The sequence below is a fragment of the Pseudomonas sp. AM8 genome (assembly GCF_036346475.1).
Lineage (GTDB): Bacteria > Pseudomonadota > Gammaproteobacteria > Pseudomonadales > Pseudomonadaceae > Aquipseudomonas > Aquipseudomonas marginalis.
The window spans coordinates 287,644-312,066 of record NZ_JAOTNX010000012.1 but is presented as its reverse complement, the minus strand read 5'-3'; the positions used below and the strand labels follow the sequence as shown (position 1 = coordinate 312,066).

General features: G+C 58.3%; 18 protein-coding genes and 3 pseudogenes. 10 read left to right on the top strand and 11 right to left on the bottom strand.

The window, feature by feature from the left end; genetic code table 11:
* Positions 1 to 186 precede the first annotated feature (186 nt).
* Entirely contained in the window at positions 187 to 1,371 is a 1,185-nt protein-coding gene (gene solA, locus V3W40_RS26520; RefSeq protein ID WP_330215943.1) for an N-methyl-L-tryptophan oxidase, read from the bottom strand.
* A gap of 276 nt (positions 1,372 to 1,647) precedes the next feature.
* On the opposite strand from solA, the gene V3W40_RS26515 reads away from it, so the two are divergent.
* Positions 1,648 to 3,429, top strand: a complete 1,782-nt coding sequence (locus tag V3W40_RS26515) for a sensor domain-containing phosphodiesterase (RefSeq protein WP_330215942.1) — start codon at positions 1,648 to 1,650, stop codon at positions 3,427 to 3,429.
* Here the strand turns inward: V3W40_RS26515 and V3W40_RS26510 are convergent.
* From V3W40_RS26510 to V3W40_RS26495, 4 genes are all read right to left on the bottom strand, one after another.
* Positions 3,382 to 4,059 carry a dTMP kinase gene (locus V3W40_RS26510; protein ID WP_330215941.1) on the bottom strand — a complete coding sequence of 226 codons (678 nt, stop codon included), beginning with the start codon at positions 4,057 to 4,059 and terminating at the stop codon, positions 3,382 to 3,384. The genes V3W40_RS26515 and V3W40_RS26510 overlap by 48 nt on opposite strands.
* Positions 4,060 to 4,237: 178 nt before the next feature.
* On the bottom strand, positions 4,238 to 5,605 hold the full coding sequence (locus V3W40_RS26505) for a glutamine synthetase family protein (protein ID WP_330215940.1): 1,368 nt from the start codon (positions 5,603 to 5,605) through the stop codon (positions 4,238 to 4,240).
* Positions 5,606 to 5,661: 56 nt separating this feature from the next.
* Positions 5,662 to 7,062, bottom strand: a complete 1,401-nt coding sequence (locus tag V3W40_RS26500; RefSeq protein ID WP_330215939.1) for an aspartate aminotransferase family protein — start codon at positions 7,060 to 7,062, stop codon at positions 5,662 to 5,664.
* 211 nt (positions 7,063 to 7,273) lie between these two features.
* Positions 7,274 to 8,062, bottom strand: a complete 789-nt coding sequence (locus V3W40_RS26495; RefSeq protein WP_330215938.1) for an SDR family NAD(P)-dependent oxidoreductase — start codon at positions 8,060 to 8,062, stop codon at positions 7,274 to 7,276.
* A 97-nt stretch (positions 8,063 to 8,159) separates the two neighbouring features.
* Here V3W40_RS26495 and V3W40_RS26490 point away from each other — a divergent pair, with 97 nt between their 5' ends.
* Positions 8,160 to 9,065: a LysR family transcriptional regulator gene (locus V3W40_RS26490; protein WP_027605836.1), complete on the top strand. Its 906-nt coding sequence runs from the start codon at positions 8,160 to 8,162 to the stop codon at positions 9,063 to 9,065.
* A 21-nt stretch (positions 9,066 to 9,086) separates the two neighbouring features.
* On the opposite strand, the gene V3W40_RS26485 is transcribed toward V3W40_RS26490, so the two are convergent.
* On the bottom strand, positions 9,087 to 9,977 hold the full coding sequence (locus V3W40_RS26485) for a LysR family transcriptional regulator (protein ID WP_027605835.1): 891 nt from the start codon (positions 9,975 to 9,977) through the stop codon (positions 9,087 to 9,089).
* A gap of 165 nt (positions 9,978 to 10,142) precedes the next feature.
* Between V3W40_RS26485 and V3W40_RS26480 the strand changes: the two genes are divergently transcribed.
* The 6 genes and pseudogenes from V3W40_RS26480 (at position 10,143) to V3W40_RS34915 (ending at position 17,097) form a co-directional block, all read left to right on the top strand.
* Positions 10,143 to 11,225 (top strand): 4-oxalomesaconate tautomerase, encoded by a 1,083-nt coding sequence (locus tag V3W40_RS26480; protein WP_065941473.1) that lies wholly within the window; start codon positions 10,143 to 10,145, stop codon positions 11,223 to 11,225.
* A gap of 44 nt (positions 11,226 to 11,269) precedes the next feature.
* On the top strand, positions 11,270 to 12,583 hold the full coding sequence (locus V3W40_RS26475; protein ID WP_330215937.1) for a dicarboxylate/amino acid:cation symporter: 1,314 nt from the start codon (positions 11,270 to 11,272) through the stop codon (positions 12,581 to 12,583).
* Between the two features lie 134 nt (positions 12,584 to 12,717).
* Positions 12,718 to 14,022, top strand: a complete 1,305-nt coding sequence (locus tag V3W40_RS26470) for a CitMHS family transporter (RefSeq protein WP_065927555.1) — start codon at positions 12,718 to 12,720, stop codon at positions 14,020 to 14,022.
* A 91-nt stretch (positions 14,023 to 14,113) separates the two neighbouring features.
* Positions 14,114 to 15,367 carry an OprD family porin gene (locus V3W40_RS26465; RefSeq protein ID WP_330215936.1) on the top strand — a complete coding sequence of 418 codons (1,254 nt, stop codon included), beginning with the start codon at positions 14,114 to 14,116 and terminating at the stop codon, positions 15,365 to 15,367.
* Positions 15,368 to 15,426: 59 nt separating this feature from the next.
* A pseudogene (locus V3W40_RS34920) lies at positions 15,427 to 16,239 on the top strand (cache domain-containing protein); the annotation flags it as partial.
* Positions 16,240 to 16,275: 36 nt separating this feature from the next.
* The gene (locus V3W40_RS34915) at positions 16,276 to 17,097 is read left to right on the top strand and encodes a methyl-accepting chemotaxis protein (protein WP_442962868.1); all 822 of its coding nucleotides are present in this window, start codon (positions 16,276 to 16,278) and stop codon (positions 17,095 to 17,097) included.
* Here the strand turns inward: V3W40_RS34915 and V3W40_RS26455 are convergent.
* Both V3W40_RS26455 and V3W40_RS26450 read right to left on the bottom strand, forming a co-directional pair.
* Positions 17,087 to 18,457, bottom strand: a complete 1,371-nt coding sequence (locus tag V3W40_RS26455; RefSeq protein ID WP_330215934.1) for an LLM class flavin-dependent oxidoreductase — start codon at positions 18,455 to 18,457, stop codon at positions 17,087 to 17,089. The two genes, V3W40_RS34915 and V3W40_RS26455, sit on opposite strands and share 11 nt — an antisense overlap.
* A gap of 22 nt (positions 18,458 to 18,479) precedes the next feature.
* The gene (locus V3W40_RS26450) at positions 18,480 to 19,436 is read right to left on the bottom strand and encodes an ABC transporter substrate-binding protein (protein WP_065927559.1); all 957 of its coding nucleotides are present in this window, start codon (positions 19,434 to 19,436) and stop codon (positions 18,480 to 18,482) included.
* 301 nt (positions 19,437 to 19,737) lie between these two features.
* On the opposite strand from V3W40_RS26450, the gene V3W40_RS26445 reads away from it, so the two are divergent.
* A complete protein-coding gene (locus tag V3W40_RS26445) occupies positions 19,738 to 20,607 on the top strand; it encodes an isocitrate lyase/PEP mutase family protein (RefSeq protein ID WP_065927560.1) in 870 nt (289 codons plus the stop codon).
* Between the two features lie 376 nt (positions 20,608 to 20,983).
* Positions 20,984 to 22,306, top strand: coding sequence for an OprD family porin (locus V3W40_RS26440; RefSeq protein ID WP_330215933.1), 1,323 nt, complete (start codon positions 20,984 to 20,986; stop codon positions 22,304 to 22,306).
* Positions 22,307 to 22,358: 52 nt separating this feature from the next.
* On the opposite strand, the pseudogene V3W40_RS34910 reads toward V3W40_RS26440, so the two are convergent.
* The 3 genes and pseudogenes from V3W40_RS34910 to V3W40_RS26430 form a co-directional block, all read right to left on the bottom strand.
* Positions 22,359 to 22,835: pseudogene (locus V3W40_RS34910) on the bottom strand (methyl-accepting chemotaxis protein); the annotation flags it as partial.
* Positions 22,836 to 22,946: 111 nt separating this feature from the next.
* Positions 22,947 to 23,714: pseudogene (locus tag V3W40_RS34905) on the bottom strand (PAS domain-containing protein); the annotation flags it as partial.
* Positions 23,715 to 23,838: 124 nt separating this feature from the next.
* Positions 23,839 to 24,327, bottom strand: coding sequence for a winged helix-turn-helix transcriptional regulator (locus V3W40_RS26430; RefSeq protein WP_065927563.1), 489 nt, complete (start codon positions 24,325 to 24,327; stop codon positions 23,839 to 23,841).
* Positions 24,328 to 24,423: the final 96 nt, after the last annotated feature.

Genomic DNA, 24,423 nt, shown 5'->3' with positions numbered 1-24,423 from the left:
GTATATTATGTTAAATCATATGTCAGGCTCAGCCACTTCCAGCTCTCGTCGCCTACTTATGAACATACTTCTCAGTGAATCAAGATTCATGGGGTGTGTTCCCGGAACGCTTACGTACTCGGCACCGTGAATCCGGCTTCACGTCGCGGACTTCACCCTTAATTTCATGCAGCCACTGGATGTAACTCAGGTATCGCCATGATAGCGCTCGAAGCGTTTAAGGGAGAAAGACGAGAGATCCAAGTCGGTCGAACCGCGTATGCACCACTGTGCAAACGCCTCGCCCAACGCGGCGGAATGTTTGAAGCCGTGACCGGAACAGGCGGACACCACCAAGGTGTGCTGCCACGACGGATGCTCATCGATAATGAAATGGCGATCCGGCGTCACGGTGTAGGCGCAGACAGCAGACTTGACCACGTTCGAGGTCACACCGACGATGCGGCCGCGCACCTGGTGCTCATACATGTCCCGCTCTTCCGCCGACGAGACCGTACGATCCATTGTTTGCGGCAACGAAGTAGTGTGGTATTGCGCGGTGGCGATTTTCAGGCTGCCCTCGCCGTGTAATGCGGGAAAGCCGTAGTTGATTTTGTCGTCGCCACGGCCATGAGTGAGGATAAACGTCGGTGAGTGATTCACCCACTCGGCGCCCTCCTCCAGCCCGAACCAGAACAGCTTCTGCCGGTAGACGCTGAGCAGGCTGTCAAACGGCTCGCCCAGCAAACCGCCGCTCCAGTTGCCGGCGCTAATCACAAGCTTATTTGCAAAGAGCGTGCGCAGATTCGTAGTGACATGGACTCCCTGCTCATTCGAGCTAATCCCTGTGACGGTTTCGCCTTTGTAGAGGATTGCTCCGTGTTGCTCGGCCAACTTGAGCTGCACATCAATGCAACGTTCAGGACGTACAAAACCTCCACCTGGCTCGAAATAGCCGATGGCAGTGTCGTGTACGTTGGCAAATTGTGGAAAGCGCTGGCGAATCTGTTCGGCGGATAAAACGTCGTGCTCGATACCATAGGCCTGTGCTAGGCCGATGGTGCGCAATGTGAAGTCGGTTTTATCGTTGGGGTCAAACTCGGGACTCGAAGTCAGAACCAATAGACCCGACTGTTCGAACAGCGACTCCCCTGACAATTGCTCAAGCTCGCGCCAGATGCGGTGGGAATTGCGCACAATGGGAACGTACTGCGCGCCCTCACCCACCGAAAGCCGGGTAATACGCGTATCGCCATGGCTGGAGCCCAGGTTGTGAGGTGGGTGATGGCGGTCGATACCCACAACATTCGCACCCGCCTTCGCCAACTGATACACCGTAGCGGCCCCCATGGCCCCCAACCCCAATACCACTACATCACACCGCTCGGACATCAACGCTCACCTGTCAAAAAGAAGCCAGTTGAAAGTGAAACCGGTTAAGAATCAACGACTAAAAGAGCATATGCATATTATCAACCGAGCATCACCGGCCGCTCTGTTGCTGCAATACTAGACAGTGCTGAGTCCAAACACGCGCCTCTCCCGGCAACACAGGAGAGGCCGCCTGCCTGCATACCGCTGAGCTATCAGAGGAATAGAAAAAACAACATCATAATGATGGCACTGTCTGATACCGTGCACATAAACACAGCCACTCCGAGGATTGTCATGGGCGCAGGCGCTCCTATTCCGCCGAATGAAATTGAACGGCTTAAAGAGGTCGCGAAATTTTGTCCAGCTGACAGCGAGTACGATACTGTCTTCGATAAAATCGTCGAGATGGCTTCTGCTTACTTCAACGCACCCATAGCGCTGATCTCGATCGTCGATGAGCATCAGCAATGGTTCAAGGCGCGCGTAGGGCTTAAAGAGACGCAGACACCACGAGAAGTGTCCTTCTGCGCTTACTCGACGCTGGATAACGCCCCGCTGGAGGTATTGGACGCGACGCTTGATCCCCGTTTTAAAGACAATTCCCTGGTAACGGGGCCTCCGTATATTCGTTATTACACAGGCACCCCACTGATTACCGAAGAGGGTTTTACGCTGGGAAGCCTGTGCATCATTGATACAGTCTCACGCGCCGCTATGAGTGAGCGTGATAGCGCGATGCTCAGCGGTTTTGCTGAACTGGTGATGATGCGCATCCACAGCATGCGCGCTCGAAACTTCGTCGACCAACCCACAGGGTTATTTAATCGACTCCGGTTTGAGGAGGATATACGCCAAGCGCTCAAGACCCACAGCGCGTGCCAAGCGTATGCGATTGACATCATCTCGCCAAAGTTCCTCAACGATATCGTGAAGGCGCTGGGCTACAGTTTTGCCACGGACTTGGTCCTGGCAATCAAAGCGCGCCTACAAAAGCTATTACCGCCACAGTGTCTACTTTATAAAATTAGCCCGACGCGGTTTGGTTTTCTCCTTGAGGAGGATCAAACGGCCGAGCACATTTGTGAAAACATCCTCAAGGACTTCAAAAAGCCTGTCGAATGCCACGCCATCCCCATACTCATGCAAGTCGGGATTGGCGTCCTGCCTATTCATAGCTCAGGGCTCCAGCAAGACTGGCTTCGCCTGGTGGTCAGCGCTGCGGATGAGGCGCGTGACCGCAGGCTGGGATGGTCGCGCTATGAACCCCATTTTGATGCGGCTCAACAACGGGCGTTCATGTTGTTGAGTTCGTTGCCGGAGGCGGTCAGCGCCGACAAACAGTTTAGCCTGGTGTACCAGCCAAAAATCAAACTGCCCTCAGGATGGTGTCATTCAGTAGAAGCACTATTGCGTTGGACACATCCTTTACTGGGGCCCATCAGCCCTGCTGAATTCATACCCTTGGCTGAAAAAACCGCACTCATACCCTCTGTTGGATTGTGGGTGCTCAACGCAATCATCCGGCAAGCGGTTATTTGGAAAGCGCAAGGTGTGCGCCTGCGGATAGCGATGAACATTACCGTCAGCGATCTTGAAAGCGCCGAATTCGTCGACGCGATGATCCATGAGATTCAACAGCACGGCCTGGACCCCGCTGGCTTTGAACTTGAGTTTACCGAAAGCATGCTCATGACCAACCCTGAAGAAGTCATCCGGCAACTGGAGCGTGTCCGTAAGTTTGGCGTAGAGGTTGCTGTTGATGACTTTGGCACCGGCTACAGCAACTGGGCTTATTTGAAGGAGCTCCCGGCTAATACCGTCAAGCTTGACCAATCTCTGATCAGTGGGCTGGGCAGCAATCAAAATGACAAGCAACTGGTTAAAACCCTGATCGGACTGGCTAAGGGGCTCGGCTACCGGGTGGTTGCAGAAGGCGTAGAAAATCAAGAAATCCTGGACCTGTTAATTCAGTGGGGATGTTCCGAAGCACAGGGTTATTTGATAGCCAAGCCTATGAGCGCCGAGGCATTAGAAGCCTGGATAGCACAAGGAATCGATGGAGGTCGGGGCCCGTAGAATGACTGCCGGGGACGCGTAAGCAAGGACTCTATAGATCGCGGACACCACCTGCATCGTTGTGTCCTCGATCGTGCCTTCATTACGGCATACAACCCAACCGTGATCTGCAATCGCTCGCTCGAATGCCTGGGTACACGCGCTATGTTCTTCCAGCTTATGGATCACCGTGCTGCTCAGCCCACGCCGTCGCGCAGCTGCCCTCGCCCATGAAATCTCAGGGGCGGTGACAATCCCGACATGCAGGTCTGGCACTCGCACGTTTCGATCAATGTTCAATTGCAGGATCTCTGCAAACGGAATTATCCGGCGAAACGCGGCATCCGACGGGTACCAGCGATCGATCAGGATGATGCTGCCTGGTGGCTGTTTAGCCAGCACCTGCCGGGAAATCCAGGCACGGCTGTCAGCAAAGCGTTCACACACCCGCAGCTCCAGCTCCCGGGAGGGACTTCTGACGAGCTGGTTAACAAGCGCCATTGTTCCCTCCCGGTAGGGATCGCTTTTTCTCTCGCAAAGCCGGATTACTTTTTTGTTGTCTGCCCTCAGTGCTTTCGTAACGGCCTCCAACAGCGTGGTTTTGCCGGTGCCCTTGGGCCCATCCAGAGAAACAAACAGCGGACGATTCATTCTTCACTTAACAATTGATATACCGTTTTTTTGCCCTGTCCGGACGCTGGAACCGCTCAGTGCGACTACGCGAAGGCCCTTATGAACAGAAAGTGATGAACACTCTACCCTTGTTTCGGCTCACGGGTCCCAAATCCACGCTGACAACCGCTGATGAGCATCGGTTATCGCCCATCAGTCATGCGTGAGTGAGGTACCAGCGCCAGTCCTGCTCCCCGACCTCAGCGTTGAAGTGACGGAACTCGCGCCATTTGATCGCCAGATACACCTTTAGGAATTCGGCGCCCAGCGCCTCGCGTGCCCACGTTGAATCCTGCAAGGCCTGCAACGCGGTCAGCCAGTCGGTGGGTAGAAAATCGGTCGCCTGCTCATAGCCATTTCCCACGATCGCCGGGCCGGGATCGCTTTGATGGGTGATGCCGTAGTGAATCCCCGCGAGTAATGCGGCGGCGGCAAGATACGGGTTGGCGTCGGCCCCGCAAATGCGGTGTTCGATATGTCGACTTAGTGCAGGGCCACCGGGCACGCGGAACGACACCGTACGATTGTTGACGCCCCAACTTTTGGCCAACGGCGCGTAACTGCCGGTCTGGAACCGGCGATATGAATTGGCATGGGGGCAAAATATCGCCAGTGAGTCAAACAAGGTCGCCATCATCCCGCCAATTGAGTGACGCAACAGTGGCGTACCCTGTGGGTCTTCGCTCGCATACAGGTTGTTACCCTCCTCGTCGGCCAGGCTGACGTGCAAATGCATGCCACTCCCGGCCTGGTCACTGAACGGCTTGGCCATGAAGCACGCTTGTAGCCCATGTTTGTTGGCGACACCTTTGACCAGGCGTTTGTAGCGTACGCCTTCATCAATAGCCTGGAGTGCGTCGAAACGATGTTCCAGGGTCAACTCGACTTGGCCTGGAGCGTACTCGGAGATGGCCGTCCTGACTGGCAGGCCCTGTAGCGCGCACGCAGCGTAGAGGTCATCAAGAAAAGGTTGCAGCTGTTCTAACTCGTATAGGCCATACACCTGCGGCGCCCGAGGACGGACGCCGTTTGACTGCAATGCCGGCTGCGGCCGACCGTTGGCATCGCGTTGCTGGTCCAGCAAGTAAAACTCCAGTTCAACGGCCATTACCGGGTGGAAACCATCGGCTTTCAGTCGGTCAATGACATGCACCAGTACGTGTCGCGGGTCCGCCGGTGCGGCGGGAATACCTTGGGTCGGGTGCATGCTCACCTGCACCTGACCGGTGGGGTTGGTGCGCCAGGGTTGCAGGGTCAGGCTTCCCGCCAAGGGGTATGTCCAACAATCGGCATCGGCGACATCCCAGACCAGGCCCGTGTCTTCGACGTCTTCACCCTGCACGGTCAAGGCGAGAATGGAGCTTGGCAGCGGCCGACCGTTTGCGTAGATCGCCAACAGTTCGTCGCGATGCAGCAGCTTTCCTCGCGGAACACCATTCGCGTCAATAAGGAACAACTCGATGCTCAGCACTTCAGGGTGGGCGGCCAGATAATCTTCGGCCTCTTTTTTATCAGCAAATTGCATATCAAACCTCTCGGCGCTTATTCAAGCGACTGGACAGTATTCAAGAACAATGGAACTTATGAAGAGATAACCCGCGCTCCAGATAGGGCAAGCAGCGTGGTCAGCGCGTTATCCAACTCACCGATCAGCCTGTCGACATCCCCTTCACTTGTTTGCGGACAGCACAGGGTCATGTTGTGAAAAGGCGTGATCAGGATCCCGCGATTGATCAGATAGAGGTGCAGCGCCATTTGAAGGCTGTCATGAAAAGCCGCCTCGGCTTGGGCACCTGTTCTTGGCGGTGTGGCACAGAATTGAAATTCACAACGAGCCCCCAACTCGGTTACCGACCAGTTCAATTGGTGCCGCTTGAACAACGCTCGAAATCCCTGGGCCAGTCTTGAGGCCAGGGGCAACATGTGCTGGTACGCAGACTCGGTCATGACCTCTTCGAGACTGACGCGCATGCAGCGCATCGCCAGTGCGTTGGCGGACAAGGTCGTTCCCATGCCACTGTGGCCATGCCCGCCGCTCGCTTCGCTGATGCTTTTCTGCGCATCGTGCATGGCCAACGCAACGTGCTCGGTCATGCCAAAGACTGCGCAAGGCACGCCACCGGCGATGGGTTTCCCCACTACGAAAAAGTCGGGCTTCAAATCCCATTGGCGCGTGCATCCACCGATGCCGGTAGAAATAGTGTGGGTCTCATCAATGACCAACAGGCTGCCGTATTTTCGCGTCAGCTCGCGGCACTGTTGCATGAACCCCGGATCGGGCAGGACCATGCCTATATTGGTCATCGCCGGCTCGCACATCAGCGCGCACACGTCGCCCTGAGCTAAAGCAGCCTCCAGTGCAGCAACATCGTTGAAGGGAATGGATCGACTGTATTGGGTCAAGTCGTAGGCTTGCCCCACCAGGCCCGAACGGTGCACGGTCTTGCCCTCTCGGTACCGGACCATCACGTCATCCACGGTGCCGTGATAACAGCCGTCGAACACCAGTAGAACATTGCGCTGGGTGATAGCGCGCGCCCAGCGCAGCACATAACGATTGGCGTCGGTAGCGTTGGCGGTAACTTGCCAATAAGGCAGCTCAAACCGCTGGGCCAGCAACTCTGCGCAGACCACCGCATCTTCGCCGGGCAGCATCGTGGTCAAGCCATTGTTCGCCTGCTCGGCTATGGCGCGGGCGATAGGATCAGGTGAATGGCCAAACATCGTGCCGGTGTCGCCGAGGCAAAAGTCTATGTAGTCATGACCGTCGACGTCGGTGAAGCGGGCACCTTTGGCACGCTGGACAAAGAGCGGCGAAGGCATCGACCAATCGCTCATCCAGTGCATGGGCACACCGTTGAACAGCGCCGCCTTGGCACGCTTGGCCAGCGCCATCGACGTTGGGTTGTTTTCTATAAACCGGGCACGCTCGGCTGCGGTAAAGGCAGCAATCGCTGATTCACAAACTCCACTGTTCGACATGACTAGAGCCCTTTGTTAAGTATCACATTAGTTAAACTTCGTTGCCGTATAGATAAGCCATACCCCATCATTCTCCAGGTGCAACATCAGCTCCCGAATATTGGGTGAATATCGCTCCGCGAACTTATAACGTGGGTGTTGGCTTTAACTATTTACATTGTCAGCTGACATATAGCCTTGATATATCGCGCAGATGTTCGTTCAAACGTCATTAACCGGATTGAGGGGCTTTATTCTCGACCAGGCAATTACCGCCATCGACCACGATAACTTCCCCGGTGATGTAACTGGATTCTGGAGACGCCAGAAATGCAACCGCCGCCGCCACTTCCTGGGGACTGCCCGCCCGCCCGATCGGGGTAAAGCGCCCCGCCTCTGCTTCAACCGGCGTGGTTGAGCCCGTGGTGATCCATCCGGGCGCCACGCTGTTGACGGTAATCCCGTGCTTGGCGACTTCAAGTGCCAGTCCCATGTTCATGCCCACCATCGCGGCTTTGGCAGCGCTATAAGCGGCTTCGCCCGGGTTGCTCCCGCGGGTGCCCGTGGTGGAACTGATATTGACAATGCGCCCGTAATTTCGCGCCCTCATAGCGGGCAAAACAGCCCGCGTCAGAAGAAAAGCGGTGGTTAAGTTTCTGGCCAGTGAAAGATTCCACTCATGCAGTTCCATACTCGCCAACTCCGAGAAAACCTCAGGGCTGCCTTGCATGGCCATACCGGCATTATTCACCAGAATATCGACCCGCCCCCAGACCGACACCGCCCAGAGGCCGAATTCACGCACCTGACGTTCATCGGTGAGGTCAACCGCCCTGCCCTCAACTTCAAACCCTTCTGCGAGCAGCTCTTTAACGCGTTCCTCGATGCGGCGGCTACTGGCGGTGATGATCAATCTCGCACCCGCTGCACCTAGCCTGCGAGCGATCGCCATGCCAATACCCGCTTCACTGCCGGCACCACTGACAAGTGCCACGTGCCCCTTCAAATCAGTATTTAACATGGTGTTCCCCACGTACTTAATTTGGAATAGAAGTGGAAATTAGGCTAATAAACCTGATAAATAAAGACGATCATCATCAGAAAATCTGACAACTGCCATGGCGTTCACCAGTGAGTCACTGAAAGTTTTCCTTGCGGTTGTCGACAGCGGCTCCTTCTCTGCCGCCGCACGCAAATTGGGGCGGGTACCCTCGGCCATCAACATGGCGGTGTCGCAGCTTGAAGCCGAGCTGGATTTATTGCTTTTTGACCGATCAACCCGCAAAGCCATTCCTACGGCAGCCGCCAAAGCGCTGGAGCCCCAGGCTCGACAGGTCGCCAGCCAGTTAAACTTGCTGGACGCCCATGCGCTCCAGCTTCATCAGGGGTTGGAGGAGCGCTTGGTCCTTGCGATGGCGCCGGAGTTGCAGACAGGCGTATGGAATCGTCCGCTGTCCATTATCGCCAGGGAGTTTCCCACGCTTGAAATCGAGATTCGCTCCGCGTCCCATCCGGAGGCGATGCGCATGCTCCATGAAGGGCGTGTGCAATTGGCCCTTGGATTTGAACGACCAGGGCTTGACGAGCGGGAGACGTTTCTTGAAGCGGGGAGCCAATTGTTGGTAGCCGTTGCCTCTCCGGATCATCCTGCGGCAGCCGGCAAGAAAAGCCCCTTGAGTGAAGAGCAACTGGTCAACGTCCGGCAGATCATCGTGGCTACTGGAGGGCCTACAGACTCTGATCCACGTGTTGTGCTGTCACGGCGGATTTGGCACAGCGACAATTACCTGGCAACGCTGGATCTGGTCCAGCAAGGATTGGGCTGGGCTTATCTTCCACAGCCGTTGGTACAACCTCTGATCAGTTCGGGCGCATTGACGGAGGTGGTGTTTGACAACATGCCGAGTCAGATGCGGCTATGGGTCGATATCATCTGGGTAAAGAACCGTCCCCTGGGGCTGGCAGCGAGTCGCTACCTGAGCCTGATGCGCAAGATTGTCGAGGACGAGCCGCGGCGTGTTTGAGAAAAAAACCAGCCGTATGGCTCATTGAGGCCACTGTTCAAGCAGTATCGAGACGAATTTTTCCGCCGCCGGCGAAAGCGATGCTCCCCGGCGGTAAACCAGGCCCAAGGAGCGGTTCACAACCGGCTCGATCAACGGGACGCTGACCAAGGTTGGATGATCTTCAGCCGGCATGGCCAGGCTCGGCATCGCCGAAACCCCCAGGCCGGCCTCCACCAGGCCCAGCGAAGTCGAGAGGTGCTGGACCTCGTAGAACCATTGCGGCCGCCAACTCAAGCCCGACAGCGCGTGATCGAGCAACATGCGGTTGCCGCTCAGGCGCCCTACCCCGATCAGGCGGTAATCGCTCAATTCGGACCAGGTGACCGAACTGCGTCCAGCCAATTCATGATCACGCCTGCACGCCAATACGAAAGGCTCGCTGACCAGGGGCACGAACTCAATGTCCGGATGCTGCCCACTCATCATGTTGATCCCGAAGTCGGCCTCCCCCCGCAGCACCGCTTCAAGCCCCTCATTGGCGCTCAAGTCCAGCAGGCGGATGCGGATTTTTGGGTAGCGCTCGTTGTACAGGCGAATGACTGATGGCAGGAAATAGAAAGCCGCAGTAGGGATACACGCCAGGGTTACCCGGCCAATCTGGCGTTCGGCCAGCTCGCGAATATTGAGAATCGACTCATCGAAGTCATCCAGCAACCGACGTGCCTTGGGCAGAAAGTCACGACCGACACTCGTGAGGCTGACCTTACGCGTGGTGCGATCCAGCAACGAGGTGCCCAACCCCTCTTCCAGTTTTTTAATTCGGCGACTGAGTGCCGGCTGAGACAGGTGCAAGGCATCGGCTGCTTCGTGAAAACTGCCAAGTTCAGCGATTTTCACGAAGGATCGAATGTCATTCAGCTCATATTCCATGTCTAATCTCACCCGCACAAGGCGTCAAAAGGAAACTCAGCGTAAATTTATCATTCGCAAAACGCAATAATCTCTTCAATCTTTGCATTTGAAACATTTTTTAAAGCTTGAGACTCTTGCTCCAAGAACATCAATTACACCGATTGATCAACAAGAGTCAGTATCATGCAAAGAATTCCCTGTGTGCTGATGCGCGGCGGCACCTCGAAAGGTCCGGTTTTTCTCGACTGGGATTTGCCCGCCGCCGTTGAGGCCCGCGACGAACTGCTGCTTAACCTGATGGGCTCCGGTCATGAACTGGAGATCGACGGCATCGGCGGTGGCAGCCCGCAAACCAGCAAGGTTGCGATTGTCAGCCCTTCGCTGCACCCGGATGCGGACGTTGATTACCTGTTCGTTCAAGTGATGGTTTCACAACGCAGGGTCGACAGCGCCCCCAACTGCGGCAACATGCTGTGCGCGGTGGGCCCGTTCGCCGTCGAGCAGGGTCTGGTCAAAGGCACCCCGGAGCGCACCCGTGTGCGTATTCGCAACGTAAACACCGGCACCTTTATTCACTCCGACGTGTACACGCCGGATGGCAAAGTCAGTTACGAGGGCGATACCGCCATTGATGGCGTGCCCGGTACGGCGGCACCGGTGCAACTGACGTTCCTCGATGCAGCCGGCAGCAAGACAGGCAAGCTCTTCCCCACCGGCAACACGCAGGACGTGATCGATGGCATTGCGGTGACCTGTATCGACATGGCGATGCCCATGGTGCTTGTCGAAGCCAGCCAACTGGGCAAGCGCGGCGATGAGAGCCCGGCGGAACTGGACGCCGATAAGGAATTCCTGCGACGCCTCGAGACACTGCGGCTTCAGGCCGGCCTGGCCATGGGCCTGGGCGATGTCAGCGACAAAGTGATTCCCAAGCCGGTACTGGTTTCGCCCGCGAAAGCGGGCGGCACGATCCAGGTTCGTTACTTCATGCCGCACAACTGCCACCGCGCGCTCGCCATTACCGGCTCGATTGGTTTGGCCACTGCGTGCGTGATCGAAGGCAGCATCGTTGCGCAGATGCTCGGCGGGATCAGTACGCCGCGCCTTGAAGCGGTGCGGATCGAACACCCGAGCGGCGGAATTGATGTCGTATTGTCCTACACCGGCGTCAACGGTGAGACAATTCAGGCCTCAGTCGTACGCACCGCCCGCAGGCTTTTCTCCGGCTACGTCTACGCCACTGACTCGCAGCGCCTTGCCGGATAAATTCCGATAGTCGTTGGCATTTTTGCATCCGCACAATTCTAAAAATGGGTGATGCCATGAAAGTTGTTAAATCGCTCTACTTCCAGATCCTCTGCGCCGTGGCGCTCGGCATCGTGGTCGGGCATTTCTGGGCCCAGCAGGCCATTGCACTCAAGCCCCTGGGTGACGCGTTCATCAAACTGATCAAGATGATGATTGCGCCCGTGGTGTTCTGCACCATCGTCACCGGCATCGCCGGGATGAGCGACAAGCGCTCCCTCGGGCGCCTGCTGGGCAAAACCATGCTGTTGTTCTTCGTCCTCACGGTGATCAGCCTGGTGATTGGCCTGGTCGCGGTGTACGTGTTCCAGCCGGGCGTCGGCATGAACATCGATCCCAGCCAGCTGAGCACCAAAGGATTGGCCCAGTACACGGAGTCGGCCGCAAAGCTTGGGGTGGTGGAGTTTTTCATGCACATCATTCCCGAGACGTTTATCGGCGCCTTCAGTAAAGGTGAAGTGTTGCCGGTGCTGTTTATCGCGGTGTTGTCCGGCTTTGCCTTGTCGTCGCTGGGCGAGCGTGGCAAACCGGTACTCGACGTGCTCGAATCCGCCTCGCAAATGGTCTTCAAGATCTTTTCCTACCTGATGCGTTTTGCACCGGTCGGCGCTTTCGGGGCCTTGGCGTTCACTGTCGGCCAGTACGGCATCACCTCGCTGGGTTCGCTGGCGAAGTTGATCATGACCTTGTACATCGCCTGCGGCTTTTTCGTGTTCGTGGTACTGGGCAGCATTTGCCGCGCCAACGGCTTCAGCCTGTGGAAGCTGCTGCGCTACTTTCGGGAAGAGTTCCTGGTGGTACTCGGCACCTCCTCCACGGAACCGGTGATGCCGCGCATGCTGGAGAAACTCGAGGCACTGGGTTGCAAAAAAGGCGTCGTCGGCCTGGTACTGCCCACCGGCTACTCGTTCAACCTGGACGGCACGGCCATCTACCTGTCGTTGGCGGCGATTTTCATTGCCCAGGCCTGCAACATTGATCTGAGCCTGACGCAGATCATCACCATGCTGGCGATCATGCTGCTGTCCTCCAAAGGCGCCGCCGGGGTTACCGGCAGCGGGTTCGTGGCACTGGCCTCGACCCTGACGGTCATTCACGACATCCCATTGGCCGGCCTGGCATTGCTGATCGGCGTTGACCGCTTCATGTCTGAAGCCCGCGCCCTGACCAGCCTGGCCAGTAACGCGGTAGCGACGGTGGTGATTTCGATGTCTGAAAATGCCTGCCACCGCGAAACGCTGAACCGGATGCTCGACGCAAAATCTTCTGCCGCACCGGGAAAAGCCTGGGACGACCTGAAGGACGCCAAACGCGTCTAGAGACAACCGGATAACGCTTCCCCCCTGACTTGACTGCCCCCCCTCCCCGCCAGGCGCGTTGTGCCGCCCGGCGGGTCAGGGCGCGTGCGCCTCGGCGTCAGCCATTTTTACGATAACAACAAGAGAATCGTCCTATGCTCGCTTTCCTTGGCTTGGCCATGGTGGTCGTATTCACCTATCTCATCATGACAAAGCGTTTGTCGCCCATCGTCGCGCTCACCGTGGTTCCCATCGTCTTCGCGGTGATCGGCGGCTTTGGCGGCACCACCGGCAAGATGATGCTCGACGGCCTGAAAATGGTCGCCCCGTCTGCCGCGTTGCTGCTGTTTGCGATCCTGTTCTTCGGCCTGATGATCGACGCAGGCCTGTTCGACCCGCTGATCCGCAAAATCCTGAAGAGGGTCAATGGCGACCCGATGAAGATCGCCGTAGGCACGGCCCTGCTGTCGTTGCTGGTAGCGCTCGACGGCGACGGCACAACGACCTACATGATCACCTGCGCCGCAATGCTGCCGCTGTATAAACGCATCGGCATGAACCCGATGATCCTGGCGACCCTCTCCATGCTGTCGCTGAGCATCATGAGTGGCATGACGCCCTGGGGCGGCCCCGCGACACGGGCTATTGCCGCGCTGGGCCTGGATGCCGGCGAGTACTTCGTGCCGTTGCTGCCGACCATGATCGGCGGTGCCCTGTGGGTGATCTTCACGGCCTTCATACTGGGTCGCGCAGAGCGCAAGCGTATCGGCAACGTGCAACTGCAAAGCGGCGGCGGCGATTGCTACATCGATGCGATTCTCGAGGACACGCCCCACAAACGTCCGAAGCTGGCCTATGTCAATCTGGTGCTGGTGATCGCGGTGATGGTGGCACTGGTGATGGGGCTGATGCATTCCGCGATCCTGTTCCTGATCGGCTTCGTGCTCGCGCTGATGATCAACTACCCGCAATTGGACATTCAGAAAGAACGCATCCTGGCGCACTCGGGCAACGCCATGACCGTGGTGTTGCTGGTATTTGCCGCCGGGATCTTTGCCGGGATCTTTTCCGGTACAAAGATGGTGGATGCCCTGGCACAGACCCTTGTCGACTGGATCCCGCCATCCTGGGGCCACCTGTTTCCGTTGGTGGTTGCGATCACCAGCATGCCGCTGACCTTTGTACTGTCCAATGACGCCTACTATTTTGGCGTGGTGCCGATCCTGGCCAATGCCGCCGCCGCTTATGGCATCGACCCGGTCGAAATCGCCCGCGCCTCGATCCTGGGCCAGCCTGTTCACCTCATGAGTCCGCTGGTGGCCTCGACCCTGTTGCTGGTGGGCATGGTCGATCGCGATATCGGCGACTTCCAGAAGGCCACCGTCAAATGGGCCGTGCTGACCTCCCTGGTCGTCACCGCCCTGGCCTTGTTGACCGGGGCCATCAGCCTGTTCACCTGATTCACCCATAACCTTTGCTGTCTTCCATCGCGCCTCACTCACGAGGCGCGTGTCGCCCTGCACCCCAAATAACAACAACGAGTCATTTGCCATGAACCATGTGTATACCCGTCGGGCTTTGTTTTGCGCGTTAGGCCTGGTACCCGTCGCAGGGGCCAACGCCGAAGGTTTTATTGATGACAGCAAACTCAAGCTGCAACTGCGCAATGTGTATTTCAACGAGAACTTCCGCGACGAGCACGGCTTGAGTGCGCGAGCCGCCAGAACGGCAAAAAGCGAACGTACCGAGTGGGCCCAGGGATTTCTGCTGGACTATCAGTCCGGATTTACTGCGGGCACCCTCGGCTTCGGCGTGGACGCCCTGGGGCTCTATGGGATAAAGCTCGATTCAGGGCGCGGGCGCAGCGGCACCGGGCTCATGCCGGTGCATGATGACGGGCGGGCGGCCGGCGAGTTTGCCAGCGCCGGCGCTACGGCAAAAGCCAGGTTCGCCAAAACCACGGTCAAGTACGGCACCTTGCTGCCCAAGACGCCGGTGCTGATTTACAACGATGCGCGCTTGTTGCCCCAGACCTACCAGGGCACCCAGGTCAGCAGCAGCGACATCGAGAACCTGACCGTGACCGGCGGGCATCTGGACCGTTTCAAACTGCGCGACTCCACCAACAGCGTGCCGATCGTGCCTGATGGCTACAGCGGGGAAAAATCCGGTGATTTCAACTACGCCGGGGCTGAGTACAAATGGGGCAAAAACCTGCGCTTGAGTTATTTCTACGGGGAACTCGAGCACTTCTACCGACAGAACTTCGCCGGTATCCAGCACGACCTGCCGCTGGCCGGGGGCGTGCTGACCAGCGACCTGCGCTACTTCAACAGCGTTGATAGCGGCTCTGCCTACGCAGGCAAAATCGACAATGACATGTTCAGCGGCCAGTTGTCCTACGTGATTGCAGGCCATACCCTCGGTGGCGGCTACCAGGCCCTTCGCGGTGATGCCGGTTTACCCTACATCAGCGGCGCAACCGTCTACTCGTTCAGTAATGCTGGCATCGGCAAATTCATTGAGGAGGACGAGAAGACCTGGATGCTCAACTATGGCTACAACTTCGCCGCCGTCGGCGTGCCCGGCCTGACCTTCTCAACGCGCTACCTGAGCGGCAATGACGGCAAGTCCGCCACCACGGTCAAGGAATGGGAGCGTGATACCGAGCTGGCTTACGTTGTGCAAGCCGGCACGTTCAAAGGGCTGGGCGTGCGCATGCGCAACTATGTCTACCGTTCTGAGTTCTCCCGCGGCCGCGACAGCAATCGCCTCTACCTCACCTATGACATTGCCCTTTGGTAAGTCGACGATCGCGGCCCTTGCGGCCGCTTTCCTACAGATTCAGGTGAGGAACCCCACGCATGCTGTTTAAAAACAAAGTACTGATGCTGGTGCTGACTCCGGTGGTGCTGTTGTCCACGGTGCTGGCGCTGACAACGAGCACCACCTTGCTGTCGAGCGCCGAGCAGGAAGTCACGGCGACCCGGAAACGCCTGCTGGATGAAAGCCGGGAACGCTTGAAAGACTACGCCAACCTTGCCCGAACCTCGGTAGCGGAGCTGTATGCGCAGGCCGAGACGGGGGACACCGCAACGCGTGCGCTGGCGATCGCGCGACTGTCGAAAATGAAGTATGGGGACGACGGCTATTTTATCGGTTACGACAGTCAGGTCGTGCGCCTGTTTCGTGGTGACAGCAGTGAAGGCGTCGGCACCAACATGAGTGACCGCAAAGACAAGAACGGGATTTACCTGAATCGGGAAATGGTTGCCGCAGCGAAGAACGACAGCCACTTCGTCAACTATTCGGGGGCCCTGATCAATACGGATAAAGTCGCTCCCAAGCTGGCTTACAGCTTTTACCTGCCAGCTTGGGACATGGTCGTGGTCACCGCGATCAATCTCGACCGAATCGAAAGCCAGGTTGCCCAAGTACGAGGGGAAATCCATCAGCGTGTGCGCAGCCTGGTCTACGGGATAACCGTCATTGCCTTGATTGCGCTCGGGATCACCGGTGTGCTCGCAGTGTTAATGGTTAAAAGCAGCCTGCGTCCCCTCTCGCGGATTCGCGAGCACCTCGATGAGATCGCCGCGGGCGAAGGCGATCTGACACGGCGCTTACCCATCAGCCGCGACGAGTTCGGCCAGGTGGCCGTGTCGTTCAATGCCTTCGCCGATAAGATTCATGGGCTGGTCGGCCAGATCGTCGGCATGGCCAGAGAATTGAATACATCCGTGACCCAGGTGGCCGAACAGAGCAAATGCATCGATCAGGTCATGGAACAGCAACGCCAGGAAACCGATCAAGTCGCTGCAGCAATCAATCAGATGTCATCTGCGGCGCAAGAGGTCGCCAACAGTGCCCAGAGCGCTTCAGAGGCAGCGGGCGAAACCGATGTGCAGGCCCAGCACGCCAGGCAGGTCGTCAATGAAAGCATCACCCGGTTGGGAAGCCTGACCGAGGACCTGTCCGCGGGAGGCGCCTCGCTGAAAAGCCTGCAAGGCGATGTAGCAGGCATTGTCACGGTGCTGGATGTAATCCGCTCGATCGCCGAGCAAACCAACCTTCTCGCACTCAACGCCGCGATCGAAGCCGCCCGGGCCGGGGATGCAGGTCGCGGATTTGCCGTGGTTGCCGACGAAGTACGCGCGCTGGCAAGCCGGACGCAACTCAGCACCCAGGAAATTCAAGCGATGATCGAGCGCCTTGACCAGGCCACCACCAAGGTCGTCACTGCAATGAGTCACTCCGGCGCAGCAGGTCATGGCGTCAGCCTGCACGCTGGACAAGCCGGGCAGTCGCTGGGCAAGGCGGTCGAGTTGATCGTTACCATCAACACCATGAACGCGCACATCGCCAGCGCCGCGCAAGAGCAGACGTCGGTTGCAGAGGCCATCAATCGCAGTGTCCACCAGATAGCCCGCGCGATTGAAAACGTCGCAGACCAGACCCAAAGCGGCGTACACACGGTCGATGAGCTGTACGCCATCGGTCATCGCCTGGAAGGCCTGTTGAGGCAATTCAAGATTTAACCACCGTGTTTCCTGCGCCCAGTGCGTTGAGGCATTGTCCGCGGCGCTCAAAGCGCGGAATCGGCAACCCCAGGCTTTCGCGCAAGGTCGTCCCTTCATACGCTTTGCGATACACGCCACGGGCCTGTAATAACGGTATGACGTCTTGGGTAAAACGCTTGAATTGCTCGGGGTGCCCGATGTAGATGTTGAAGCCATCCACGGCGCGGGCCTCGAACCAGTCGGCCATTTTCTGCGCGACCGTGTCAGCAGTGCCCACGAATGCGCCGGGACGCAGTTGGCGACCAAACTCTACGGCCTGGCGCAACGTGAAACCTTTCTCGCGAGCCTGATCGGCAATCCGTTTGGCTGCGGTAAAAAAGCTGCTGCGCGCAGACTCGAGGCTTGCCTGGGGAAACGGCGCATCGAGGTCGTACTGGCTGAAATCATGCCAGCCAAAGTTACGTCCAAATTCCTTCAGTGCGAGTTCAAAGCTGTGGTCGACCTGATGGTAGTGCTGCTCGATTTCACGGGCGTGCTCATCCGTGTCGCCGACGTAAATTTCAGCGCCAGGCATGACCAGTATCTGCTCCGGGTCGCGCCCCCTTTGTGCTGCCCTGCCCTTTATATCGCGGTAGAAAGCCTGGCCCTGCTCGATACTGGCGGCATGGGTAAAGATCACATCGGCGGTGGCGGCACCCAGCTCGCGCCCCTGCGGTGAATCACCGGCCTGGAATATCACCGGCTGGCCTTGGGGTGAGCGTTGGATGTTCAGCGGGCCGACCACCGAAAAGTGCTCGCCCTGGTGATTCAGGCGATGCAGTTTGCTCGGGTCGAGAAACTGCCCGGTCGCCCGGTCGCGCACGAAGGCATCTTCCTCGTAGGAGTTCCACAAGCCCTGCACAACCTGGACGTGTTCAGCCGCTCGGCCGTAGCGCGTGTCGTAATCGTAGTGTTCGTCCCGGCTGTAGTTGCCTGCCGTGCCGGCATCGCCGCTGGTCACCACGTTCCATCCCGCACGACCTTTGCTGATCAGGTCCAGTGAAGCCAGGCGCCGCGCAACATTGTAGGGCGAGTTGTAAGAGGTGGTCAGCGTACCGACCAAGCCTATATGGCGTGTGCTCACAGCCAGTGCCGAGAGCAGCGTCAGCGGTTCCAGCCGATTCAGATAATGGGAGGGCGACCCCGGTGTGATGAACTGGCTGTCGACGATAAACATCAAGTCGAACAACGCCGCCTCGGCCTGACGCGCAATATCGATGTACCAATCGACGTTGACGCTGGCGTCGGCCGGTAATTGAGGATCGAGCCACAGGTTATGGCGACCCGGCCCGCCACTGCCCATCGTCAAGGCACCCAGTTTGAGCTGTCTGTTGGTCATGTCCAGAGTATTCCTTGACGCCTCACGGCTGGTTATCAGCGACGGCTGGCTGCAAGGACGCCGCGAATGACTGATCGAACAGATTGGCTGCCGGGTACGGTTTGACCAGCCCTTGGCCAGCAAAAAAGTCCACGGTTTTTTGCGCCTCTGCTGGCGACTGGGCAGTCACCGGCTCGACGGTGGTGCGCGCGCGGGCAAACCAGGCGCGCGCTATACCGGCGTCCGCACGCGTACGCCTGGCCCACGCATCGGCATAGGCGTCGGTGTTGGCCGGGGTTTGGCGAGCCCAGTCACGCGCCTTTTTCAGGCGCAGGAGAAAATCGCTGATCTGCACACGCTTGGCTTCGACGGCACGGGCGTTGGCTGCAATGAAGCTCTGGGCCGGAATCAATCCGTCAGCCGTCGCGAGCACCCGCGCACCTTGGCGTTCCTGCTGCGTAACGTAAGGTTCCCAGGTGGCGATAACGTCCACCGAACCGCCTTCCAACGCATGGGAGGCGTCCAGCGCGCTGAGGTAGCGCAACTCCAGTGAGTCTCGTGGCACGCCGGCTTTATCCAGCGCAGTCAACAGCAGTTGCTGGCTCCAGGAGCCTTTCCAGATGGCCGCACGTTTGCCCGCGAGATCCGCAAGGCTCCTGATCGGCGAATCCTTTTTCACCAGAATGGCCACGCCGTCGAGATTTTGCCGACTGACCGCAATCACTTTGATGGGCGCGCCTAATGCGCCCAGGAACAGCACGGGCGCATCACCCAGCAAGCCAATGTCCAGGCTGCCGACGTTGAGTGCTTCGGCAACCGGCGACCCGGCAGTGAACTGCTTCCATTCAAGGGTATAGGGCAGGTTTTCAAGCACCCCCGCCGCTTCCATCGCGGCCTGGGCGTTGTAGCTTTGGTCGCCCACCACCAGCGTTTGCGCATTCGCGGTCAGGCACAGCAATACGGCCGCCAACCCGGCCGCCAGTCTCGTCAGGTAACGCACGTTCGTCTCCAGATGCCTTGTCAGGCCGTTCAAGTCGATCCGCGCGTACGGTCTCGATAGTGTTCACAGGAATAATCTGCCCACACCATAAGGACCGGATCGGCCGCTGTAAACTTCTTATAATGCATAACGTAATTCTATAATAATGCGAAATAAGCATTTTAAGGCCGGCATGCACCATCTGTTTCCAGCATACCCCATGCTCAAACGTCATAATCCCCGACCCGCCTGCATGGTAATCTCGCGCGACCACGAATAGACATAGATCGTCACGTGACGATGACCAGAGCCAGGAAAGAACATGCCCAAAAAATCTCATTCGACGCTGCGCCGCAACTTCCGCGAATTGCTGGCCAAGCCGAGCTGCGTTGAAACCGCTTCCGTATTCGACCCCATGTCCGCCCGTATCGCGGCAGACCTGGGGTTTGAGGTGGGTATCCTGGGAGGGTCAGTCGCGTCGTTGCAGGTATTGGCGGCGCCCGATTTTGCCTTGATCACGCTGAGTGAGTTCGTCGAGCAGGCCACCCGTATCGGCCGCGTCGCCCAGTTGCCTTTTATTGCCGATGCCGACCACGGTTACGGCAATGCACTCAACGTGATGCGCACCGTCGAAGAGCTTGAGCGCGCCGGCGTCGCGGCATTGACGATTGAAGACACGCTGCTGCCTGCACAATTCGGGCGTAAATCCACCGACCTGATTTCCATCCAGGAAGGCATCGGCAAGGTCCGCGCCGCCCTGGAAGCCCGTGTCGATCCTGAACTGTCGATCATCGCCCGGACCAACGCCGGCGTGTTGTCCACCGAAGCGGTGATCGAGCGCACCCGGGCTTATCAGAAAGCCGGTGCCGACGGCATCTGCATGGTGGGTGTCAGCGACTTCGAGCACCTGGAGAAGATCGCGGAAAACCTCACCGTGCCGCTGATGCTGGTGACCTACGGCAATCCCAAGCTCAACGACGCCCAGCGTTTGGCGGATTTGGGCGTGCGCGTGGTGGTTGCCGGCCATGGCGCGTACTTTGCGGCGATCAAGGCTACTTACGACAGCCTCCGTGCCCAGCGCCAGCTGACCCACAGCACCTCGAACCTCAGTGCGACGGAACTGACCCATACCTACACGCTGCCTGAAAGTTACGTGGCGTGGGCCAAGGAGTTCATGGACGTGGAAGAGTAATAACTGCGTGGAGTAAGGGGCCAATTACTCCAGCGCCCTCGCCCTTGTTAGTTCAACTTAAAAACTCCCCATGGAAAAAAATCCGCCGTAGCAACTACGGCGGCAACCAAAGGGTATTGTCGAAGCAGAGCGGCTAAGACAGTCCCCACGCTACACCTCCCGCCGATTAAAAATAGTGAAGTTTAATTAATCGAGTTTCATCCCCGGCACACCTGCAGGCCGCGCAAAATCTGCCTGGAGTCAGCTTCGGCAAACCCGTCGAAGACAATAAGAAACCGTAACGCCTCACTTTAAAATTCTGCCCATACAAGCGTGTACGCCTGCCAGACAGTGCGGCGTTTCTGTGCGCGTTCATTATTCCGGGGAAGTTAATAACATGATTAAACAGTGGAGCCTGTTGGCGCTGGCGGTGTGCGCCAGTATCAGCCCCGTGGCGTTTGCCGAGTCCGTCACGGACCAGGCCGATGCCAAGGGTTTTATCGACGGCAGCAGCGTCACCGGCTTGTTGCGCAACTATTACTTCGACCGCGACCGTGCGAGCGGCAAGGCCGACAACCGCGACTGGACCCAGGGCGCCATGCTCAACTACGCCTCGGGCTTCACCCAGGGCACCCTCGGCTTTGGCGTGGATGCCTACGCCTACGGCGCGCTGAAACTCGACGCTACCCACGCGGACGCCGGCACCGGCGACCTGCCGACCGATCGGCACGGCGATCCCGAGAATGCCTACGGTTCCGTCGGTGCTGCGGTGAAACTCAAAATTTCCAAGACCCAGTTGAAGTTCGGTGACATGCAGCCCACCGCGCCGGTCTTCGCCACCGGCGGCACCCGCCTGCTGCCGCAGACCGCCACCGGCTTTGATCTCACCAGCAGCGAAATCAGCGGACTGGACCTGGAAGCCGGGCACTTCACCAGCACCAACAGCGGCATGACCAGCAACCATGACCACGATATTTACGCTACCTACGCCAACGTGGCGGCCAACAGCGCGAGCTTTGTCGGCGGCAAATACACCTTCACCCCGTCACTGAGCGCGACACTGTATGCCGGCGAACTGGAAGACATCTGGCGCCAGTACTACACCAACCTCAACTACGTCATCGCCCTTCCCCATGACCAATCCCTGGCCCTGGACGGCAACCTGTACCGCACCCTCGACACCGGCGCCGCCAAGGCCGGCGCGATCAACAACACCACCTACTCGGTGGCGGCGGCCTATTCGTTCCTGCAGGCGCACACGCTGACGCTGTCGTTCCAGAAGGTGCACGGCGACACGCCCTTTGACTACATCGGCACCGGTAACAACGGCGCGGGTGAAGGTGGCGATTCGGTGTTCCTGGCCAACTCGGTGCAGTGGGGCGACTTCAACGGGCCGGGCGAGCAGTCGTGGGGGATTCGTTATGACTTGAACATGGCCAGCTATGGCGTGCCGGGGTTGAGTTTCATGAGCCGCTATATCAACGGTTCGGACATCAACGGCACCCACACCCCGGTCAACAGCGCCTATGCCGGCGATTACGGTGCCGACGGCGCCCATCACGAGACGGACGTGGAGGCCAAATACGTGATCCAGAGTGGCCCGGCGAAAAACCTGTCGTTGCGCGTGCGTGATGCCATCGTGGCGTCCAACGCCGACCAGCGCGATGGCGACTTGAATGAGCTACGGGTGATCGTCGACTACCCATTCACCTTGCTGTAAAGGGAGCTTTGTCAGGAGAGGGAATGGCTCCCTCTCCACGCCTAAAACGCGATCAGCCTACCCAGCCGACGGCAGTTTTCGGAATCACTTCCGACTCATCCAGTTTCGACGCAAACATACTCACAGCCTGCACCGCATCACTGGTGCTGGTGCGAATCTGCAAAATCACCGAACCCGCCTGGTCCGCCAGGTTCACACCGCGTTGCGCGCCCTCTTGGGTGGAGCTCATGCTGGCCACCGCGTCGCGGGTTTCCGACAGGATCATGCCAATCATCTCGGCGATTTCCGCGGTAGAGCGGCTGGTACGCCCCGCCAACTGCCTGACCTCATCGGCCACCACGGCAAAACCACGCCCTTGGTCGCCCGCACGGGCAGCCTCGATGGCCGCGTTGAGGGCCAACAGGTTGGTTTGGTCGGCGATGCCTCGAATGGTATTGACGATGGCGGTAATTTGCTCGGAGCGCTCGCCCAATTGCCCGACCAGACGCGCCGATGCGCCGATGTTCTCGGCGATCCGGCGCATCTCTGTCGCCGTATCCTGGATCACCTGGGTACCGTGCTCGGCAAACCGCTCGGTCTCGGAGGAAATATGGTAGGCCCGGGAGGCGCCGCGTGAGTCTTCCTCGAACTTTTCCACGCGTTCAGTGATGTCACTGGCAAACTTGACGATCTTGATCAGCGTGCCGTCGCCGTCGTAGACCGGGTTGTAACTGGCCTCCAGCCACGCGACACGGCCATGCTTGCCTAGACGTTTGAATTGCCCGGTGAAAAATTCACCGTTGTTCAAGCGTCGCCAGAAGTCGGTGTACTCGCTGCTGTTGATCAGGCTGGGTTCGCAAAACAGGCGGTGGTGCTTGCCTTTGATTTCGGCCAGCGTATAGCCCATGACGTGCAGAAAGTTCTCGTTGGCGTCCAGCACCTGACCGTTCAAGTCGAACTCGATCACTGCCATTGCCCGATCCACTGCGGCCAGTTTGCTGCGGGTCGCCGCCTCCTGTTCGACTTTGGCGGTGACATCCAGGGCGTACTTGACCACTTTCAGCACTTGGCCACGCTCATCCAGCACCGGGTTGTAGCTGGCTTCCAGCCAGACGGTCTTGCCGTGGGCATCCACGCGCTTGAAGGTGCCCGATACGAACTTACCGGACTTGAGCTCACCCCAGAACTGGCTGTAGGCGGGGCTGTTGGTCAGCGCCGGCAAGCAAAAGTCCCGGTGGGATTTGCTCGCCAATTGGTCGCGACTGTAGCCCAGGGTTTTCAGGAAGTTATCGTTGGCACGCAGGACCTTGCCGTTGAGGTCGAATTCGACTACCGCCATGGAGCGTTCCAGGGCGCTGATCAGTCCTTTGTACTCGGTGACTTCGGCCGTCCTGGCCGCCAGTTCGGTTTTGAGTGTTGTATTGAACATGACGAGCCCTCAGCCGTGCGGAAAAACCTGTGTCTTGACTCGCTATCGGCTGGGAAATACGCGACTTTAAGGGGCGCAGCAGGATTATTTTCTGGCGTCAAATTATTGCTTGAGCCCGCAGGATTCAAGGCTTTGCGGCAAGCGAAGCCAAGCGCTCCCGCATACCGGTACTGGCCGCCGGGCCGGCCTGCAACACACAGTCCTCCAACGGCACGATGTGTCCCTCTGCACTCGCCAACATCGGCTGCACCGGCCGCCCCGTGTCCCGCTCGACCAACTCGACACTGGTGCCTTCTTCGGCGTAATGCCGGTTGCCCCACGCCACCAGCGACATCAGCACCATGCGGAAATCCTCGCCCTTGGCGGTCGGCACATATTCATAGCGCGGCGGCCGCTCACTGTAGGCCCTGCGCTCCAGCATCCCCGCCTCCACCAACGCTGTCAGGCGGCGCGTGAGCATGTTCGGCGCGATGCCCAGGCTGCGCGAAAACTCATCGAAGCGGCGCAACCCCTGCAACGCGTCGCGCATGATCAGGATGCTCCACCACTCCCCTACCCGTTCGAGGCTGCGGGCGATGGGGCATTCGTCGCGGGTCAGGGACTTGCGTTGCATAAAGGTTCCTAGGGGCCGGTGCAAAGTTGTGTGACGCCATGTTACTTTCATCATGATAGTGACGTCCATAGAGTCTGAACCCTCAATGCAACCGGA

Coding starts and splice junctions, on each gene's coding strand:
- solA (WP_330215943.1), bottom strand. CDS start 1,371: ATGTCCGAGCGGTGTGATGTAGTGGTATTGGGGTTGGGGGCCATGGGG.
- V3W40_RS26515 (WP_330215942.1), top strand. CDS start 1,648: ATGGGCGCAGGCGCTCCTATTCCGCCGAATGAAATTGAACGGCTTAAA.
- V3W40_RS26510 (WP_330215941.1), bottom strand. CDS start 4,059: ATGAATCGTCCGCTGTTTGTTTCTCTGGATGGGCCCAAGGGCACCGGC.
- V3W40_RS26505 (WP_330215940.1), bottom strand. CDS start 5,605: ATGCAATTTGCTGATAAAAAAGAGGCCGAAGATTATCTGGCCGCCCAC.
- V3W40_RS26500 (WP_330215939.1), bottom strand. CDS start 7,062: ATGTCGAACAGTGGAGTTTGTGAATCAGCGATTGCTGCCTTTACCGCA.
- V3W40_RS26495 (WP_330215938.1), bottom strand. CDS start 8,062: ATGTTAAATACTGATTTGAAGGGGCACGTGGCACTTGTCAGTGGTGCC.
- V3W40_RS26490 (WP_027605836.1), top strand. CDS start 8,160: ATGGCGTTCACCAGTGAGTCACTGAAAGTTTTCCTTGCGGTTGTCGAC.
- V3W40_RS26485 (WP_027605835.1), bottom strand. CDS start 9,977: ATGGAATATGAGCTGAATGACATTCGATCCTTCGTGAAAATCGCTGAA.
- V3W40_RS26480 (WP_065941473.1), top strand. CDS start 10,143: ATGCAAAGAATTCCCTGTGTGCTGATGCGCGGCGGCACCTCGAAAGGT.
- V3W40_RS26475 (WP_330215937.1), top strand. CDS start 11,270: ATGGGTGATGCCATGAAAGTTGTTAAATCGCTCTACTTCCAGATCCTC.
- V3W40_RS26470 (WP_065927555.1), top strand. CDS start 12,718: ATGCTCGCTTTCCTTGGCTTGGCCATGGTGGTCGTATTCACCTATCTC.
- V3W40_RS26465 (WP_330215936.1), top strand. CDS start 14,114: ATGAACCATGTGTATACCCGTCGGGCTTTGTTTTGCGCGTTAGGCCTG.
- V3W40_RS34915 (WP_442962868.1), top strand. CDS start 16,276: ATGGCCAGAGAATTGAATACATCCGTGACCCAGGTGGCCGAACAGAGC.
- V3W40_RS26455 (WP_330215934.1), bottom strand. CDS start 18,457: ATGACCAACAGACAGCTCAAACTGGGTGCCTTGACGATGGGCAGTGGC.
- V3W40_RS26445 (WP_065927560.1), top strand. CDS start 19,738: ATGCCCAAAAAATCTCATTCGACGCTGCGCCGCAACTTCCGCGAATTG.
- V3W40_RS26440 (WP_330215933.1), top strand. CDS start 20,984: ATGATTAAACAGTGGAGCCTGTTGGCGCTGGCGGTGTGCGCCAGTATC.
- V3W40_RS26430 (WP_065927563.1), bottom strand. CDS start 24,327: ATGCAACGCAAGTCCCTGACCCGCGACGAATGCCCCATCGCCCGCAGC.